The 16,796-nt window shown below is 66.1% G+C and carries 18 protein-coding genes; 9 read left to right on the forward strand and 9 right to left on the reverse strand.

Going from position 1 to position 16,796, the window contains the following annotated elements; translation table 11 throughout:
* The first annotated feature begins 12 nt into the window (after positions 1-12).
* Positions 13-228: a hypothetical protein gene (locus BFL28_RS15135; protein WP_069321370.1), complete on the forward strand. Its 216-nt coding sequence runs from the start codon at positions 13-15 to the stop codon at positions 226-228.
* An 11-nt stretch (positions 229-239) separates the two neighbouring features.
* Here the strand turns inward: BFL28_RS15135 and BFL28_RS15140 are convergent, their stop codons facing one another.
* Positions 240-782, reverse strand: coding sequence for a hypothetical protein (locus BFL28_RS15140; RefSeq protein WP_079247190.1), 543 nt, complete (start codon positions 780-782; stop codon positions 240-242).
* Positions 779-3,442: a pyruvate, phosphate dikinase gene (gene ppdK, locus BFL28_RS15145; RefSeq protein ID WP_069321371.1), complete on the reverse strand. Its 2,664-nt coding sequence runs from the start codon at positions 3,440-3,442 to the stop codon at positions 779-781. The genes BFL28_RS15140 and ppdK overlap by 4 nt, the downstream gene beginning before the upstream one ends.
* Positions 3,443-3,594: 152 nt before the next feature.
* On the opposite strand from ppdK, the gene BFL28_RS15150 reads away from it, so the two are divergent.
* Positions 3,595-4,395, forward strand: a complete 801-nt coding sequence (locus BFL28_RS15150; RefSeq protein WP_069321372.1) for an energy transducer TonB — start codon at positions 3,595-3,597, stop codon at positions 4,393-4,395.
* Between the two features lie 15 nt (positions 4,396-4,410).
* Here the strand turns inward: BFL28_RS15150 and glyS are convergent, their stop codons facing one another.
* Together glyS and BFL28_RS15160 are read right to left on the reverse strand one after the other, a co-directional pair.
* Positions 4,411-6,609: a glycine--tRNA ligase subunit beta gene (glyS, locus tag BFL28_RS15155; RefSeq protein WP_069321373.1), complete on the reverse strand. Its 2,199-nt coding sequence runs from the start codon at positions 6,607-6,609 to the stop codon at positions 4,411-4,413.
* Positions 6,606-7,472: a glycine--tRNA ligase subunit alpha gene (locus tag BFL28_RS15160; RefSeq protein ID WP_069321447.1), complete on the reverse strand. Its 867-nt coding sequence runs from the start codon at positions 7,470-7,472 to the stop codon at positions 6,606-6,608. Before BFL28_RS15160 ends, glyS begins: the two co-directional genes overlap by 4 nt.
* Before the next feature lie 106 nt (positions 7,473-7,578).
* On the opposite strand from BFL28_RS15160, the gene BFL28_RS15165 reads away from it, so the two are divergent.
* The 3 genes from BFL28_RS15165 (at position 7,579) to pth (ending at position 9,854) form a co-directional block, all read left to right on the forward strand.
* Positions 7,579-8,424, forward strand: coding sequence for a TraB/GumN family protein (locus tag BFL28_RS15165; RefSeq protein WP_069321374.1), 846 nt, complete (start codon positions 7,579-7,581; stop codon positions 8,422-8,424).
* A gap of 111 nt (positions 8,425-8,535) precedes the next feature.
* Entirely contained in the window at positions 8,536-9,201 is a 666-nt protein-coding gene (locus BFL28_RS15170; RefSeq protein ID WP_069321375.1) for a 50S ribosomal protein L25/general stress protein Ctc, read from the forward strand.
* A gap of 77 nt (positions 9,202-9,278) precedes the next feature.
* Positions 9,279-9,854, forward strand: a complete 576-nt coding sequence (gene pth, locus BFL28_RS15175) for an aminoacyl-tRNA hydrolase (protein WP_069321376.1) — start codon at positions 9,279-9,281, stop codon at positions 9,852-9,854.
* A 55-nt stretch (positions 9,855-9,909) separates the two neighbouring features.
* On the opposite strand, the gene BFL28_RS15180 is transcribed toward pth, so the two are convergent.
* Positions 9,910-10,899, reverse strand: a complete 990-nt coding sequence (locus BFL28_RS15180; protein ID WP_069321377.1) for a transferrin-binding protein-like solute binding protein — start codon at positions 10,897-10,899, stop codon at positions 9,910-9,912.
* Positions 10,900-11,043: 144 nt separating this feature from the next.
* On the reverse strand, positions 11,044-11,562 hold the full coding sequence (locus BFL28_RS15185) for a hypothetical protein (RefSeq protein ID WP_069321378.1): 519 nt from the start codon (positions 11,560-11,562) through the stop codon (positions 11,044-11,046).
* Between the two features lie 95 nt (positions 11,563-11,657).
* Between BFL28_RS15185 and BFL28_RS15190 the strand changes: the two genes are divergently transcribed.
* From BFL28_RS15190 to ychF, 3 genes are all read left to right on the forward strand, one after another.
* Positions 11,658-12,260 (forward strand): TIGR02466 family protein, encoded by a 603-nt coding sequence (locus BFL28_RS15190; RefSeq protein WP_069321379.1) that lies wholly within the window; start codon positions 11,658-11,660, stop codon positions 12,258-12,260.
* Positions 12,261-12,322: 62 nt separating this feature from the next.
* Positions 12,323-12,790 carry a glycine zipper 2TM domain-containing protein gene (locus BFL28_RS15195; protein WP_069321380.1) on the forward strand — a complete coding sequence of 156 codons (468 nt, stop codon included), beginning with the start codon at positions 12,323-12,325 and terminating at the stop codon, positions 12,788-12,790.
* A 119-nt stretch (positions 12,791-12,909) separates the two neighbouring features.
* Positions 12,910-14,010, forward strand: a complete 1,101-nt coding sequence (gene ychF, locus BFL28_RS15200) for a redox-regulated ATPase YchF (RefSeq protein ID WP_069321381.1) — start codon at positions 12,910-12,912, stop codon at positions 14,008-14,010.
* Positions 14,011-14,022: 12 nt separating this feature from the next.
* On the opposite strand, the gene BFL28_RS15205 is transcribed toward ychF, so the two are convergent.
* Together BFL28_RS15205 and BFL28_RS15210 are read right to left on the reverse strand one after the other, a co-directional pair.
* The gene (locus tag BFL28_RS15205; RefSeq protein ID WP_069321382.1) at positions 14,023-14,823 is read right to left on the reverse strand and encodes a hypothetical protein; all 801 of its coding nucleotides are present in this window, start codon (positions 14,821-14,823) and stop codon (positions 14,023-14,025) included.
* A 35-nt stretch (positions 14,824-14,858) separates the two neighbouring features.
* Positions 14,859-15,698, reverse strand: a complete 840-nt coding sequence (locus BFL28_RS15210; protein WP_069321383.1) for an oxygenase MpaB family protein — start codon at positions 15,696-15,698, stop codon at positions 14,859-14,861.
* A gap of 75 nt (positions 15,699-15,773) precedes the next feature.
* On the opposite strand from BFL28_RS15210, the gene BFL28_RS15215 reads away from it, so the two are divergent.
* A complete protein-coding gene (locus BFL28_RS15215) occupies positions 15,774-16,226 on the forward strand; it encodes a MaoC family dehydratase (protein ID WP_069321384.1) in 453 nt (150 codons plus the stop codon).
* A 1-nt stretch (position 16,227) separates the two neighbouring features.
* Here BFL28_RS15215 and BFL28_RS21265 read toward each other — a convergent pair whose 3' ends face one another.
* Positions 16,228-16,758, reverse strand: a complete 531-nt coding sequence (locus tag BFL28_RS21265) for a hypothetical protein (protein WP_069321385.1) — start codon at positions 16,756-16,758, stop codon at positions 16,228-16,230.
* Positions 16,759-16,796 lie beyond the last annotated feature (38 nt).

A 16,796-nucleotide genomic window follows, 5' to 3' on the forward strand; every position in this document is an offset into this window, starting at 1 on the left:
CAGGATAGTCTCATGCCCTTCGCGTCTCCCCTTGGCTGGCTGATCGTGGTGCTGGCGCTGGTCGCCGGCTGGGTGATCGGTGCGGCGACGAGCCCTGCCGGTCGCAAATGGCACAAGCGCTTCCGCGAGCGCGAGGTCATTATCGCCAAGTACAAGCGCGAGATGGAAAAGGCGCTGGTCAAGGCGCGCGAACGAGTTCGACAGTTGGAGGACGAACGCGAAGCCTGAGCGGCTCGCGGCTAAGGCGCGCCGATCAACACGCGCTGATAGCGTTCGACCACTTCGGCCAGCGGGCGCCCCTGCCCATCCAGCACGATCGCGCGGTGGCGGATGATCTCAGCGCTGCCCTGGCCCTTTGCCAGCCGGATCGAGACGGTACGACGGCTGGGCACCAGCGGCAGGATCACGCGGCCGAACGGCGCGTCACTGTCGTCGAGCGCGGCGTTCATCGCGGGGGTGAGGCGCGCAGGCACATACCAGTTCGTCGCTTCCGACAAGACGGCATCGCCGCACATCAGCCGTACGCGACGGTAGCCGAGCGGCTCGTCCTTGCCGACCCTCAGCCGAAAACGCGACGGCGCGGCGCTGCCCGGAGCGCGCCCGCGTTCCACTTCGGCCCGAACACGCGGGGGATCGGCAAGGCCCAGCGCGGCGCAGCGCCGTTCCAGCACCGCCGTCGCCGTCGAGCTGGCGAGCAGTTCGGCATTGAGCCGTTCGATCGCATCCGAATGACCCGCTGGCACGGCGGCAGCCGCAAGCACGACCGCCGCCGCGACGATCACTTCGCCTTCAGCGCCGCCTGCGCCGCGGCCAGCCGGGCGATCGGCACGCGATAGGGCGAGGCGGACACGTAATCGAGTCCGGTCTGTTCACAGAATGCGATCGAGGCCGGATCACCGCCATGCTCGCCGCAGATGCCCAGTTTGATGTCGGGGCGGGTCGCACGTCCACGCTCGGCAGCGATCTCGATCAGCTCGCCCACACCCTCGACATCGATGCTGACGAACGGGTCGCGAGCATAGATGCCCTTTTCCACATAGGTCGTCAGGAAGCGGCCGGCATCGTCGCGACTGACGCCCAGCGTGGTCTGCGTCAGATCGTTGGTGCCGAAGCTGAAGAACGCGCCGGCCTCGGCGATCTCGCCCGCTCGCAGCGCTGCGCGAGGCAGTTCGATCATCGTGCCGACGAGATAGTCGATCGTGCGTCCCTTTTCGGCGAACACCGCCTGCGCGGCCTTGTCCACTACCGCCTTCATCAGCTCCAGCTCGCGCTTGGTCGCGACGAGCGGGATCATGACTTCGGGCACCGGCGCGGCGCCGGACTTTTCCGCTACCTCGCACGCCGCCTCGAAGATCGCGCGGGCCTGCATCTCATAGATTTCGGGATAGGTGACGCCGAGGCGGCAACCGCGATGGCCGAGCATCGGGTTAAACTCATGCAGTTCGGCGGCACGGCGGCGGAGCGTCTCGACGTCGAGGCCGGCGGCCTGCGCAACCTCGGCAAACTCGGCTTCCTCGTGCGGCAGGAACTCGTGCAACGGCGGATCGAGCAGGCGGATCGTGCAGGGCAGCCCCGCCATCACCTCGAAAATCTCGGCGAAATCCCTACGCTGTTCGGGCAACAGCTTATCAAGCGCGGCGCGGCGGCCAGCTTCGCTGTCGGCCAGGATCATCTGGCGCACGGCGGTGATCCGCGCCGCATCGAAGAACATGTGCTCGGTACGGCACAGACCGATGCCCTCCGCGCCGAAATCGCGCGCGGTACGGCAGTCGAGCGGCGTTTCGGCATTGGTGCGCACCTTCAGGCGGCGGACCTTATCGGCCCATTCCATCAGCGTGCCGAAGTCGCCAGCCAGCTCGGGCTGGATCGTCGGGACTTCGCCGACCATCACTTCGCCGGTCGCGCCGTCGATGGTGATGACGTCGCCTTCCCTCACCTCGCGCATGCCGACGCGCATCACGCCTTCCTTGGCGTTGATCGATAGCGTGCCGGCACCGGACACGCACGGCCGGCCCATGCCACGCGCGACCACCGCCGCGTGGCTGGTCATGCCGCCGCGCGCGGTCAGGATGCCCTTGGCGGCGTGCATGCCGTGAATATCTTCGGGCGAGGTTTCGACGCGGACAAGGATCACCGCGTCACCATTGTTCGCGCGCTTCTCGGCCGTATCGCTGTCGAACACCGCACAGCCCGACGCCGCACCGGGCGAGGCCGGCAGCCCCTTGGTCAGCACATCGCGCGCCGCCTTGGGATCGAGCGTCGGGTGGAGCAGCTGATCGAGCGCCTGCGGATCGACCCGCGCGATCGCCTCTTCCTGCTTAATCAGCCCCTCTTCGGCCATGTCGACCGCGATCTTCAGCGCGGCCTTGGCGGTGCGCTTGCCCGAACGGGTCTGAAGCATCCACAGCTTGCCGCGCTCGACCGTGAACTCGATGTCCTGCATGTCGCGATAGTGGCGCTCGAGCAGATCGAACACATCGGCGAGCTGGCCGTAGACTTCCGGCATCGCCTCTTCCATCGACGCCGGCTTGGCCCCCGCTTTCTCACGCGCCGCCTTGGTCAGATATTGCGGCGTGCGGATGCCGGCGACGACGTCCTCGCCCTGCGCGTTGATCAGGAATTCGCCATAATAGGCGTTCTCGCCGGTCGCGGGATCGCGGGTGAAGGCGACGCCAGTGGCCGAGGTGTCGCCCATATTGCCGAACACCATCGCCTGGACGTTGACCGCCGTGCCCCAGTCGCCGGGAATGTCGTTCAGGCGACGATAGACCTTGGCGCGCTCCGACTGCCACGACCCGAACACCGCGCCGATCGCGCCCCACAGCTGGTCGTGCACGTCCTGCGGGAACGGCTTGCCCCACAGCTCCTGCACCAGCGCCTTGTATTCCTCGACCAGCTTCTGCCAGTCCCTGGCGGTCAGCTCCGTGTCGAGCGAATAGCCATTGTCTTCCTTGGCGATCTCCAGCGCTTCTTCGAACCGGCCGTGGTCGAGCTCGAGCACGACGTCGGAATACATCTGGATGAAACGGCGATAGCTGTCCCAGGCGAAGCGCTCGTCGCCCGAGATCGCGGCGAGGCCCTGCACGGTCTCGTCGTTGAGGCCCAGGTTGAGGACGGTGTCCATCATGCCCGGCATCGACACGCGCGCGCCGGAGCGGACCGAAACCAGCAGCGGGTCGGCCGCATTGCCGAACGTCTTGCCCGTCACGCCCTCGATATGCTGAACGCCGGTCGCGACTTCGGCTTTCAAGCTCTCCGGAAAGCTTTCGCCCTGTTCGTAATAGAGCGCGCAGACCGGGGTCGAGATGGTGAAGCCCGGCGGCACCGGCAGGCCGATCGATGCCATGCCGTCAAGGTTCGCGCCCTTGCCGCCCAGCAGGTTCTTGTCGCCTTGCCCGCCGTCCGAGACACCGCCGCCGAAGCGGTAAACATAACGAGTCATTTCAGCCCCTTCTGTGTCCCGCGCGCGGCGGCATCGGGCGCGGCTCTACCGCAGCTGCGAACAGGGGGAAAGGGCTTGTCCAGCGCTGGCAGAGACTAGAAATGCTTTGCACATCCATTACGCTCCGTCAGGTTCGCGATGGGGGAAGCAACATGACCTTGACGATGATAGGCATGGCAATGGCTGCGGCCAGTGCCGACAAAGCGGCCCATGCGTTGCAACCTTCCGGTCAGTGGACGCTCGATTATTCGGAAAACAGCTGCGTCTTGACTCGCCCTTTCGGCAGCGGGGACGAACAGGTCACCTTCGGCTTTCGCCTGCTTCCCAACATGCTCGCGTCGGACGGATTGCTGGTCCAGCCCAAGCGGCGCGGCGCCGTCGACGGGCGACTGTTGATGCGCATCGATCCGGGTAGCGCCAGGGTCGAAAGCCGGTTTCGCACCCTGCAGGGGAAGGACGGAGCCGCAATCGCCATCTTTGGCATCGACGCCGATGACATGGAGAAAATCGCTGCGGCGCAACAGATCGAGCTGAACCTCGCCGGGCGCAAGATCGCGCTCGCGGCCAAGGGGATGGACAAGGCCATTGCAGCGACCAAGGCGTGCCTTGATGACCTGCTCACCACATGGAAGATCGACCCGGCGATCAACGCCAATGTCGCGAAAAGGCCCCGGCCCGTCGGGACGCCCGGCAACTGGGTGACGGACGACGATTATCCGTCGGGGTCCGTAGTCGCCGGGGAGCAGGGCTCGGTCACCTTCCGGCTGGATATCGACGCCAAGGGCACGCCCTCAGGCTGCACGGTCGTCGCCGGCAGTGGCTACAAGGCGCTGAACGAAGCGACGTGCGAACTGATGATGAAGCGAGCGCGCTTCCGCCCGGCGGAGCTCGCCGATGGAGCGCCCACGCCCTATTTTTACATCAGCCGCTTCACGTGGCGGGTCGCCTACTGAGCCTGCACGAGGGCCCTAGCCCTCGATCTTCGAGAAGTCCGCCACGGCGTGGACCGCGTCGCGCATCCGGGCGAGCAGCGCCAGACGCGCGGCGCGCTTGGCGGGATCGGCGTCGTTGACCGTCACATGCTCGAAGAACGCATCGATCGGAGCGCGTAGCGTGGCAAGCGCCGCCATGGCGTCCGCAAAGCGCTCCGCCTCGACCGCAGCCTGCGCCTTGGGCGTGGCCTCGTCCAGCGCAGCGATGAGCGCCGCTTCGGCAGGTTCGGGGGCAGTATTGGTCCCCGCGGCCACGGGCACGCCGCCTTCCTTCTTCAGGATGTTCGCGGCGCGCTTGTAGCCGGCAAGCAGGTTCGCGCCGTCATCGGTCGCCATGAAGGCTTGCAGCGCATGGACGCGGGAGAGCAGGCGGACCAGGTCGTCCTCGCCCCCGAGCGCGAACACCGCATCGATCAGGTCGTGGCGGATACGGGCTTCGCGTTGCTGGACCTTCAGGCGGTCGGCAAAGAAGTCTCCGGTGGCTTGCTGAAAACCGGTTAAATCGTGTCCGGTCGAGCGCAACCACATCGTTGCAAGCTGCAACAGCTTACCGAGATCGAACCGCAGTTGGTTACCCGTGATAAGCGCAAGTACGCCAAGCGCGGCCCGCCGCAGCGCGAACGGGTCTTTCGAACCCGACGGCGGCAGACCCACCGCGAAAAATGCGGAGATCGTATCCAGCTTATCCGCGAGCGACACGGCCACCGTGACCGGCGCCGTCGGCACATCATCGCCCTGCCCAACCGGCTTGTAGTGGTCGCGGATCGCTTCGGCGACTGCCGCATCCTCGCCCTGGGCGGCGGCGTAGTAGCCGCCCATCAGGCCCTGCAGTTCCGGGAACTCACCGACCATGCCGGTGACGAGGTCGGCCTTGGCCAGGCGAGCGGCGCGTTCGGCCTGGTCGGCCAATTTCCCTCTCCGATCGGGAGAGGGAGGGAGCGCCGCAGGCGCGGAAGGGTGAGGGCGATCGGTTGAGGCTGGGTCGCCCTCACCCTTCCCACTCGCTGACGCGAGCGGGCCCCTTCCCTCTCCCGCCGGGAGACGGATAGCGCCTTCTTCCACCAGCCAACGCGCCAGCTTGGCAACCCGCTCGATCTTGTTGGCGACCGTCCCCAGCTTCTCGTGGAAGACGATCTTCTCGAGCTTCTTCGCCTGTTCCTCGAGTGGAACCTTGAGGTCCGTCTCGTAGAAAAACCGCGCATCGCTCAGCCGGGCGGCGAGCACCTTCTGATTGCCCTCGACGATCTTGTCGCCGCCGTCCGCCGCATCGATGTTGGCCGTGCAGACGAAGGCGTTCGCCAACCGCCCGTCCGCGTCGTTACACACGAAATATTTCTGGTTCACCCGCGCGGTCAGCTGGATCACCTCGGGCGGGACGTCGAGAAACGCTTCGTCGAAGCGGCCGAGCAGCGGCACCGGCCATTCGGTGAGGCCGGCATTCTCGATCAACAGCCCTTCGTCCTCGATCAGCGTCAGGCCGGCCATGTTCGCCGCCATCTTCGCGCCGACCGCGATGGTCGCGCGGCGTTCGTTCTGGTCGACGATGACGTGGCACGCGCGCAGCTTCTCTACATAGTCGGCCGCGCTGCCGATGGTGATGACGCCGGGATGGTGGAAGCGATGCCCGACGGTCGCCGCACCGGATCGGATGCCGGCCACTTCGCACTCGACCACGTCGTCACCGAACAGCGCGACGATGCCTTGCAGCGGGCGGACCCACCGCTGGCTCTCCGTGCTAAGCGAGGCTTCGCCCCAGCGCATCGACTTGGGCCAGGGGAAGGCACGGATGACGGCGGGGATCGCCTCGGCCAGCACATCGGCGGTGGCGCGGCCGGGCCTGTCGATCACGGCGAACAGCGTCGCCCGGCCCTTTACATCACGCGTTTCGAGCGCGTCGCGGGTCAACCCGGCCTTGCGCAGGAAGCCATCGATCGCGGCATCGGGTGCGTCGGCGGGCGGGCCCTTCAGTTCCACGCTCACAGCGGCGGTCTGCGTGGGCAGGTCGCGCGCGATCAGCGCCAGGCGGCGCGGTGTCGCATAGGTGACCAGCTCGGCGGCCTTAAGCCCCGCCTTGTCCAGCTCGGCGGCGAACAGCCGGGCGAGATCTTCGCGCGCCTTGTCCTGCATGCGCGCCGGGATTTCCTCCGAGCGGAGTTCGAGCAGAAAATCGCTCACAGTGACCACTCCGGATACTTGGCCTGCCAGTCCGGCGTCATATGTTCGATATACGCCTCGCAGCTACCCTTCGCGAGATCGCGCACGCGGCCGATATAGGCCTGGCGCTCGGCGACCGAGATGACGCCGCGTGCCTGCAGCAGGTTGAACAGATGGCTCGCCTCGATCGCCTGTTCATAGGCGGCAATCGGGACGTTGTTGCTCAGGCAATTCTCGCACTCGGCCATCGCCTTGCGAAAGCCTTCGAACAGCGTGTCGGTATCGGCGACCTCGAAATTATACTTCGACATCTGCCGCTCGTTCTCGAGGAAGACGTCGCCATAGGTTACACCCGCGTCATTGTACGCGAGGTCGTACACGCTGTCCTTGTTTTGGATGTACATCGCCAGGCGTTCAAGGCCATAGGTCAACTCGCCCGCCACCGGCTTGCAATCGAACCCGCCCATTTGCTGAAAGTAAGTGAACTGGGTGACCTCCATCCCGTCGCACCAAACTTCCCAGCCAAGGCCCCAGGCGCCGAGCGTGGGGGACTCCCAATCGTCCTCGACAAAGCGGATGTCGTGCCGTGTGAAATCGATGCCGATCGCGGCCAAGCTGCCCAGATACAGTTCCTGCAAGTCCGCCGGGCTGGGCTTCAGGATCACCTGATACTGGTAATAATGCTGCAGCCGGTTGGGGTTCTCGCCATAGCGGCCATCGGTCGGCCGGCGGCACGGCTGGACGAACGCGGCATTCCACGGCTCCGGCCCCAGCGCGCGCAGCGTCGTCGCGGTGTGAAACGTCCCCGCCCCCATGCGCATGTCATAGGGTTGGAGAATAAGGCATCCGCGCTGGCTCCAGTAATCGTGGAGCTTGAGGATCATGCCCTGGAAGCTGAGCGGCTCGGTCATTCGCGCGGCTTTGGCGAAACGCGGGTTAAGGGTCAACTAAGGTTGACGGCGGCAGGTGGGATCGGCTTGTGCTGGTGCGATGTTCAAGTGCCTCGTCCTCACCCTCGCCGCCTTGTGCCTTGGCGGCTGCTCGATGTTCGCCGAGGACGCCGATCCGGCTTTATGGGTGGTGGAGGACGAAGATACGACCATCTATCTGTTCGGCACGGTGCATGTCCTTCAGCCGCGCACGCAATGGTTCGACGACGGGGTACGTGAGGCATTCGACGCAAGCGACGAACTGGTGACCGAGATCGCGAAGCCCGATCCGGCCGCGATCGCCGCGCTTGCCGCCCGGCTGGGTGCGCGCGGCGGCCCGCCCTTCCCCGCAAAAGTCGATGCCGCCGCACAGAAGCTGGGCATGGCGCGCGGCGAGATCGACCGGCTGGAACCGTGGCTCGCCGCGCTGACGCTGTCGCAACTGGCGGTGGCAAAGGCTGGCTATGCCGCAGACGCGGGAGTCGAAGCGACCCTGCACGATGCCGCGGCGGACGCTGGCAAGCGCGTCTATGCGCTGGAGACGGCGGAAAGCCAGCTGATGCTGTTCGACACGCTGTCCGGCGCGGCGCAGAGCGCGATGCTGGACGCAACGGTCAAGGACCTGCCAGAGGCGGGCAAGCGCACGGCCCGCTTCGTCCACGCCTGGGGCGCGGGCGATGCCGAGACCGTGGGGGCCGAGATGAACCGCGCGATGGAAGCATCGCCCGAAATCGCACAGGCGCTGGTCACGCGGCGCAATGCGCACTGGGCCGACTGGGTGGTGCGGCGCATGCAGCAGCCGGGGACGGTGTTCATGGCGGTCGGCGCCGGGCACCTTGCCGGCAAGAACAGTGTTCAGGCGATGCTGGCGGAGAAGGGCCTGAAGGTCGAACGCGTGGCATATTGATCCGTCGGGTTGCCTTTGACGGCCTTTTGCCTTAGTGGCGCGCGCTTCCGGCCAGGGTCATCCCTGGAGGCCTGGCCGGGAATGAACCATTAGCGCATAGGAATACGACACATGAGCGATACGCTTACGCTGTCGGCCGAGACGCGTGATCGGGTTGGCAAGGGAGCCTCCCGTGCACTCCGTCGCGAAGGCCGCGTCCCCGCCGTGATCTACGGCAACAAGCAGGAACCGCTGGGCATCCACCTTGAAGAGCGTGCGCTCATCAAGGCGTTGAACACCGGCCACTTCATGAACTCGGTCATCATGATCGAGGGCGCGGGTGGCAAGGCGATCCGCACGCTGGCCAAGGACGTGGCGCTCGACGTCGTGACCGACCGTCCGGTCCATATCGATTTCCTGCGCATCAGCGAGCATGCCCAGGTCACCGTCGCGGTGCCGGTCGTGTTCACCGACGAGGAAGACGCACCCGGCCTCAAGGGCGGCGGCGTGCTGAACATCGTGGCGCACGAACTGTCGCTGACCGTCGATGCGGCCGAGATCCCGAGCGAAATCAACGTTTCGCTCAAGGGCCTGGAAGCCGGCTCGTCGATCCACCTGGCCGACATAACCCTGCCCAAGGGCGCGACGGCGGCCATGGACGATACGGCCACCATCGCCAGCATCACCGCGCCGACCGCAGTCTCGGTCGAGGCGGAAGATGCGGCGGCCGAAGCCGACGCGGCTGAGGGTGAAGCCGAAGGCGACACTGCCGAGGGCGAGGCGACGGACGGCGAATAAGCCGCTTCCGGTCTGTTGATCCCGATCGCCTCCGCATCGCAAGGTGCGGGGGCGATCTTCGTTTCGGGGTTTGAACGATGCAATTGTGGGTCGGCCTGGGCAATCCGGGGGCGCAATATGCGATGAACCGTCACAATGTCGGCTTCATGGCCGCCGATGCCATCGCCGAGGTGCATGGCTTCACGCCGCCGGCCAAGAAGTTTCAGGGCTGGGTTCAGGAAGGGCGGATCGGCAATGCACCGATCCTGCTTCTGAAGCCCGCCACTTTCATGAACGAAAGCGGCCGATCGATCCGCGCCGCGCTCGATTTCTACAAGCTGGACGTCGCGGACGTCACCGTTTTCCATGACGAACTCGATCTTGCGCCGTTCAAAGTGAAGGTGAAGCGCGGCGGCGGCGCGGCGGGGCAGAACGGTATCCGCAGCGCGATCGCGCATGTCGGGGCGGATTTTCGCCGCGTGCGGATCGGCATCGGCCATCCCGGGCACAAGGACCGGGTGACCGGCTGGGTCCTGGGCAACTATGCCAAGAGCGAGATCGAGCCGCTGTCCGACCTGCTCGGCGCCATCGCGGCCGAGGCGCGCTGGCTGGCCGAGGGGGACAATACGCGCTTCATGAACGACGTCGCCTTGCGGTTGCAGGCAATCCCCTGAAACGAAAAGGGCCGGACGTCGCCGCCCGGCCCTGCGGAATTCGCGGTAGCGGCGATCAGCTCTTCTTGCCGACCACCACGCCCACCGCACGACTGTCGCCGCCGGCGACCGGGCCGGTGATGGCGAAGCTGATACCGATCTCGGCGGCCTGCGGACCATAGGCCAGGCCCTGGAACGTGCCGCCGGCCGTGCTGCCGGTGCCGAAGCTGCCAGTGAACTGGTTGTTGCCCGCTGTGATCGCACCGGTGCCGGTGAACGTGCCATAGGCCGTCGCACCGCGGGTCAGCGTCATGTTGAGCGTGACCAGGCCCGTTGCATAATTGATCGTCAGCGTGGCCGTGCCGCCAAGCTTCTCGACCGAGCTCGCACCCGCCGCCGGCGCGACGACCGAACGGCCGGCCACGCGGACGGTGTAGGTGACGGTGCCGGTGGTCGGCATGTCGGTGTTGAGCGTCGGATAGCCCATGGTAGCATAGGTCACGCGCTTGGTGCCCGCGGTGCTCTCCCCGCGCCACCAGCCGGCATAGGTTACGCGAGACAGCGCCAGCGCCGCATCACTGGTCACCGCGCCGCTCACCGTGTTGTTGAGCAGGTCGAGCTGATAGAATGCGCCGGGCGTCGTCGGCGCGGTCGTCTCACGATAGACATATTCGGTCACGCCTGCCGCCGGTGCAGTCAGCAGGTCGGCGCCGGTAAAGCGGTTTTCCTCGGTATTCTCACGAACCACCGTCTCGGCCGTCTGCGCCGAAGTCACCGTGTTCTGCAGCGCGAAGCGCACACGGTTCGAGAAGCCGTCGGTGCCCGCCGTACCCAGCGTGACGGGTCCGACCGTGGGGTCGCCGCTATAGCTGGTCGACGCGCTGACCGAGAACAGTTCGCTCGCGGCCGTCAGCGGGAACGCCGCATAGGTCGGCGTTGCCGAAGCCGTCGGCGTCGGCGTGGGGGTCGGCGTGGGCGTGGGCGAGCTGTCGTCGTCCTTGCTGTTGCAGCCGGCAATGGCCAGCACTGCCACGGCGCTGGCGATAATGGCGGAACGGCGAATCATACTGCAACTCCTGTTACGTCTGTCCCTGCAAGGCGCGCAGCGCCTTTACCGCAGATGAACGAGGCCCAGCTCGTCCTATGTCAATGAGCGCTGCGGTAGCGCGGTCGGGCCCTAAACGGAACCCCGCGCGTGAGCGCTTGAAGCTCACGCCCCGCGCTGGCGCAGATGATCGCGCAGATACTCCATCTTATCGAACCGCTGCGCCGGGTTCAGCTTTGCCATCGGACCAGTGCCGAACTCGGCCGCGCTCTGCACGCATGCCGAGACCGTGTCGATTGCACCTTTGCGGTCCGCGGTGAACCTGGTGTCGATATAGTCCTTCACGGCCCAATCGAGATAGGCGTCGAGCGTCGCCTTCGACAGTTCGGGCGCGGGCGGCGCGGCGGGGATCGCTGCGTCGCCCAGCTTCTTCTCGATCATCCCGCGATAATAATCGACATAGAGCTGCGGGTCGCCGATCCCGCCGCGCTGCAACGGCACCTGCTGCCACTTGATCCCGGCATAGCAGCGCACGTTCACCATCAGCGCATCGGATAGCGCCTTGGCCTGTGCGGTCGCTTCCGCCTTCGCGCGCGCCTCGGCGGCGGCCTGCTGCGCAGCCTTGTCCTCGCACGCGGTCAGCGCGAGCAGCGCCAGCGGCGTCAGGATGGCAAGATGTTTCATGCTGTTTCCTCTCCGGTTGCCGTCAGCCTTGCCGCCCCTCCCCGCCTGTCAACCATGCGCCTTGCGCGGCACGCGCCGCCATGCTCTGCGGGGCCATGACCATCCGCACGCTTTTCGCGACCCGCTTTTCGCAGACGCAGCTGGACGATGCCGCGCTGCTCGATGAACTCGCCGAAGCCTGCCGCGACCTGGCGCAACAGGATGGCGCCGGCCGCGCTTGGTCTCGGGCGCATGGCTATCGCGGCTATACGTCCTATGCCTCGCTGAACGACCTGCCCGCGCGCGATCCGCGCTTCGCCGACCTCGTCCGGCACCTGAACCGGCAGGTCGCGCGCTTTGCCGATGCCTGCGCGTTCGATCTTGGCGGGCGCAAGCTCAAGCTCGACAGCCTGTGGGTCAACGTCCTGAAGCCCGGCGGCACGCATAGCGGCCATATCCACCCCCACAGCATCGTTTCGGGCACGATCTATGTCGAGGTGCCACCCGGCGCCGGCGCGCTGAAGCTTGAGGACCCGCGCCTCCCTCTGTTGATGGCAGCGCCGCCACGCCGTGCCGATGCGCCGGAGGATCTGCACACCTTCATTTATGCCGAACCCGGCCCAGGCAGCATCTTCCTGTGGGAAAGCTGGCTGCGGCACGAAGTCATGCCGCACGCCGGCAAGGGCGAACGGATCAGCATCAGCTTCAACTATCGCTGACGGCCCTGCCGGAACCATTTCGGTCCTGAACCGGTTTGACCGTCAGCTTCAGGAGACTTGATATGCGTAAGGGATTCACCGCAATGCTGGCGCTGGCGCTGGCGGCTCCGGTCGTCAGCGCTCCGGTCCTGTCGGGCGAGGCGCAGGCGCAAAGCTGGGCGGAACGCGAGGCGCAGCGCGACCGCGAGTGGAACGAACGGCGCGACCGCCGTTATCGCAGCGAAAATCGTGGTCGGAACGACTATCGCTGGCGCGGCGATCAGCGTGGCTGGGATGCCTCCCGCGCCTATCGACAGGGCAATTACCGTGAGCGCCGCCTCGGTCGTCAGGACACCATCTATCGCGGCCGCGACAATCGTTATTACTGTCGCCGCCAGGACGGCACGACCGGTCTGGTCGTGGGCGCCGCGCTCGGCGGACTGCTTGGCGGCGCCGTCGGCGGCGGCGATCTGCTCGGCATCGTGCTGGGCGGCGCGGGCGGCGGCCTGCTCGGCCGTGAGATCGAACGCGGCAACGTGCGCTGCCGTTGATCCGACCGTGAATTGAACGCGAAGCCCGCCGGTTCGAAGACCGGCGGGCTTCGTCATGTCTGGCCTTTTGCCCGCGACCGCCCTATCTGCGCGCCTTTCCCGAGTTACAGGACCAGAAGATGGGCTTTCGCTGCGGTATCGTCGGCCTGCCGAATGTCGGCAAATCGACGCTTTTCAACGCGCTGACAGAAACCGCCGCGGCGCAGGCGGCGAACTATCCGTTCTGCACGATCGAGCCGAACGTCGGCAACGTCGCGGTGCCGGACGATCGGTTGCAGGCGCTGGCAAAGATCGCCGGGTCGGCCAAGATCATCGAGACGCAATTGGGCTTCGTCGATATCGCGGGCCTGGTGCGCGGCGCGAGCAAGGGCGAGGGTCTGGGCAACCAGTTCCTGGGTAACATCCGCGAGGTGGATGCGATCGTCCATGTCCTGCGCTGTTTCGAAAATGATGACATTCAGCATGTCGACAACAAGGTCGATCCGATCGCGGACGCCGAGACGGTCGAGACCGAGCTGATGCTGTCCGACCTCGAAAGTCTCGAAAAGCGCGTGCCGAACCTTCAGAAGAAGGCAGCGCAGGGCGACAAGGAAGCCAAGATCGGCGCCAGCGTGCTTGGTCAGGCACTCGACCTGCTGCGTGAGGGCAAGCCTGCGCGACTGGTCCAGCCCAAGGACGCCGAAGAAGAGCGCGTCTTCAAACAGGCGCAGCTGATCACCGCCAAGCCAGTGCTGTACGTCTGCAACGTCAACGAGGAAGACGCCGCGAACGGCAACGACTTCTCGGCACGCGTGTTCGACAAGGCAAAGGCGGAAGGTGCCGAAGCCGTCGTCGTCTCAGCCGCGATCGAGGCCGAGATCGCGACCATGCCCGCTGAGGAGCGGGGCGAGTTCCTGGGCGAACTGGGGCTTGAGGAAACCGGCCTCGCCCGCGTGATCCGCGCCGGCTATTCGCTGCTTCACCTGCTCACCTTCTTCACCGTCGGTCCCAAGGAAGCGCGCGCCTGGACCACGCATGTCGGAGCAAAGGCGCCGCAGGCGGCTGGCGAGATCCATACCGACTTCGAACGCGGCTTCATCCGCGCCGAGACGATCGCGTATGAAGATTACGTCAAGTTCGGTGGCGAAGCCGGCGCGCGCGACAACGGCAAGCTGCGCTCGGAAGGCAAGGAATATGTCGTTCAGGACGGCGACGTGATGCTGTTCCGCTTCAACGTCTGACCTGGCCCCCCGCTATCCCAGATAGCGGCGGCGGTCGGGTGCGGCCAGCAGGATCAGGAGCGTCACCAGCACGATCGCGCCAGAGGCAAGCGCGGAATAGAGCACGGCGTCGTATCGCTGCCCGCCCTGCTGGATGATGCCCCACAGCGCCCACAGGAACGGCAGCGGATACCACAAGTTGCCGCGCGTTCCGACCAGCGCCGCGGCGACGATCCCGCCGCCGACGAGCAGGATGACCGCCGCCACGGCGGGCGCAGCGAACGGCAGCGTCACCTCGTGATAGTTGAGCGCAGCGGCGATGTTGACGATCGTCGCCGCTGTCAGCCAGCCGGCGAGCAGGCTGAGCGGCAGCACCGCGCACACCCGCTCGGCCCGCGTGAATTCGCGTTGTGCGGCAAAGATGCGTAGCATCGCGAGCAGGTTGACCAGCGTGAAGACGATGATCAGCGCCGAGATGATGCTGAGCCCGGCGCTTTGCGTATAGCCTGCCCATAGCGCATTGCCGAGGAAGGCGCCGGCCGCTGGCAGCGCGAGGCGAGCAGTCAGCGCGTTGTCACGTTGAGCCGGCAGCAACTGCCAGATCGCGTATACGGTCGAACCAAAATACAGCACGCCCCAGATCGAGAATGCGAACCCCGCCGGCGTGATCAGCGTGCGGACCCCGTCGGAGCGATCGCCGATCGGTTCGCCGATCCCCAGGCTCGGCAGCGCGGGAATTGCAATTTGCAGGATCGCGCACAACAGGACGATGGCGCGAAGTGCCACCCCGTTGCCAAGGGCGGATCGATCGGCGGCATAGGTATCGGCTGTCATGCCGGCTCAATTCGCTGCCGTGATGATGGTTCCCGTCAGCCGAATGCCCAGCGGAACGTCTTGGCAATGGCGAGGGTCGATCCGCGCACCAGCGGGACGGCCGGCGGACGCTTGAACCCGTGCATCGCACGCGCCCATTCCGGCAGCAGGTCGACCGCTGCCGCAAAGATGGCCGCTTGTGCCGGCGCGACGGCCATGCTGGGCGGGCGCTGGTTCAGCACGAATCGCGCCACCTCGCGCGTCCGTTCGTCAACTAGCAATTGCGGCCGCATCGTTGCGATCAGCGCGTCGGCCTCGCCCTTGCTGCGCGGGATCGGATCCGCGCCCAGCGCTTCCGCGATACGCGCGGTTTCGGCATAATAGATATCTTCCTCAGGTCGCGTGATCGGCCGGCCGTAACGCTGCCACGCCGCCAGGAAGCTCCACATCTCGGTCACATGCACCCAGGCAAGCAGCGCCGGATCGTCGGCGCGATAGGGTGTGCCGTCGGGCAACGTCCCGCCTACCCGCTCGTGCACCGCGCGAACCCTGGCGATCGCCGCCTCCGCGATGTCGCGGTCGGCATAGGTGGTCTCGGCGATGAAGCGCGCGGTTCGGCGCAGGCGGCCGAGCATGTCGGTGCGGAATGCACTGTGATCCCATACCCCCGCGAGCACCGCGGGGTGGAGCATCTGCAGCAACAGCGACGCAACGCCGCCAACCATCATCGTCGTCACATCCCCATGGACCCGCCATGTCACCGACTCGCGCGGGAACAGGGCGTGGCCGCTGCGCTGAACCGGCTTCTCCCCTCGTGCCTGATCGTTGAACGTTGTTCGCACCACGCCGATCAGGCGAGCGCGCAGGCCAAGGGCGATGGGGTTGGCGGATGGCATTGCTCACCAAGGTAGGGTGCACGCAACCGCTCGCCAAGCTTGCAAAGATCGGGTTTCGCGCCGAAACTGGCTGCCATGCGCTATTTCGAAGACTTGGCTGTCGGCCAGAAAGCAAGGTTCGGCAGCTATGCCGTGACGCGTGAGGAAGTGCTGGCGTTCGCCACGAAATACGATCCTCAGCCATTCCACCTCTCCGACGAGGCGGCGGCGCAGACTCATTTCAGGCGGCTGGCGGCCAGCGGCTGGCACACTTGTGCCATGACGATGGCGATGGTGGTCGAGGATATGAAGGCGAACGCGACCGCCAGCCTGGGCGCGGCCGGGATCGACGAGCTGCGCTGGCTAAAGCCCGTATTCCCCGGCGACACGCTTCACTGCGAGACCGAGATCATCGAGGTAAAGCCTTCCGAGCGGCGGCCGGAGCGCGGCAGCTTTCTCAACCGGATGACGGTCATCAACCAGCATGACGAGCCGGTGATGACCTTCATCGCACGCGGCATGATCGCCCGGCGACGGCCTGCCGCCTGAATCATCGCGGCGGTCGCTGGTCGCGCCGGTTCTCGCGCCGTTCCTGACGATATTCGCGGCGATACTCGCGTCGGTCGTCGCGGCGTTCGGCGCGAAACTGCTCACGCGTCGCTTGCCCGCCGCGATAGGCTTGGCGATCGCCACGACGATCCTGGCTGAATGCGCGGTCATCGCCACGCCGGTCGCGCGCGAAGTCGCGCCAGTTCTGCCGCACCTCGCGCCGGTCGCCACGCCAGGCCTGCTGACGCTGCTCCCAGTAGCGGCGCTGACTGTCGTTCCAGCGGACTGGGCGGCGGTTGCGATCATAGACGTAGTAGCCGCTACCGGGGTAGTAATAGTCGCCGTACCAGCCCCAATAGGGGTCGCCATACGCGCCGGCATAGCCATAGCCGCCGTCATAATAGCCGCCTCCGTAACCGCCGCCGCCATAGCCCAGCGAAACGCCGGAATAGCCATAGCCATCGGTACAGGCCGACAGGCCGAACGCCGCCGCGCCCAGCAGGCCGGCGGACAGGATACGCTTGAGAACCATGGGCTTTCTCCACGGGTGTTAACCACCCTCACCCATAA

The organism is Sphingomonas turrisvirgatae (assembly GCF_001721295.1).
Classification (GTDB): Bacteria; Pseudomonadota; Alphaproteobacteria; order Sphingomonadales; family Sphingomonadaceae; genus Sphingomonas; species Sphingomonas turrisvirgatae.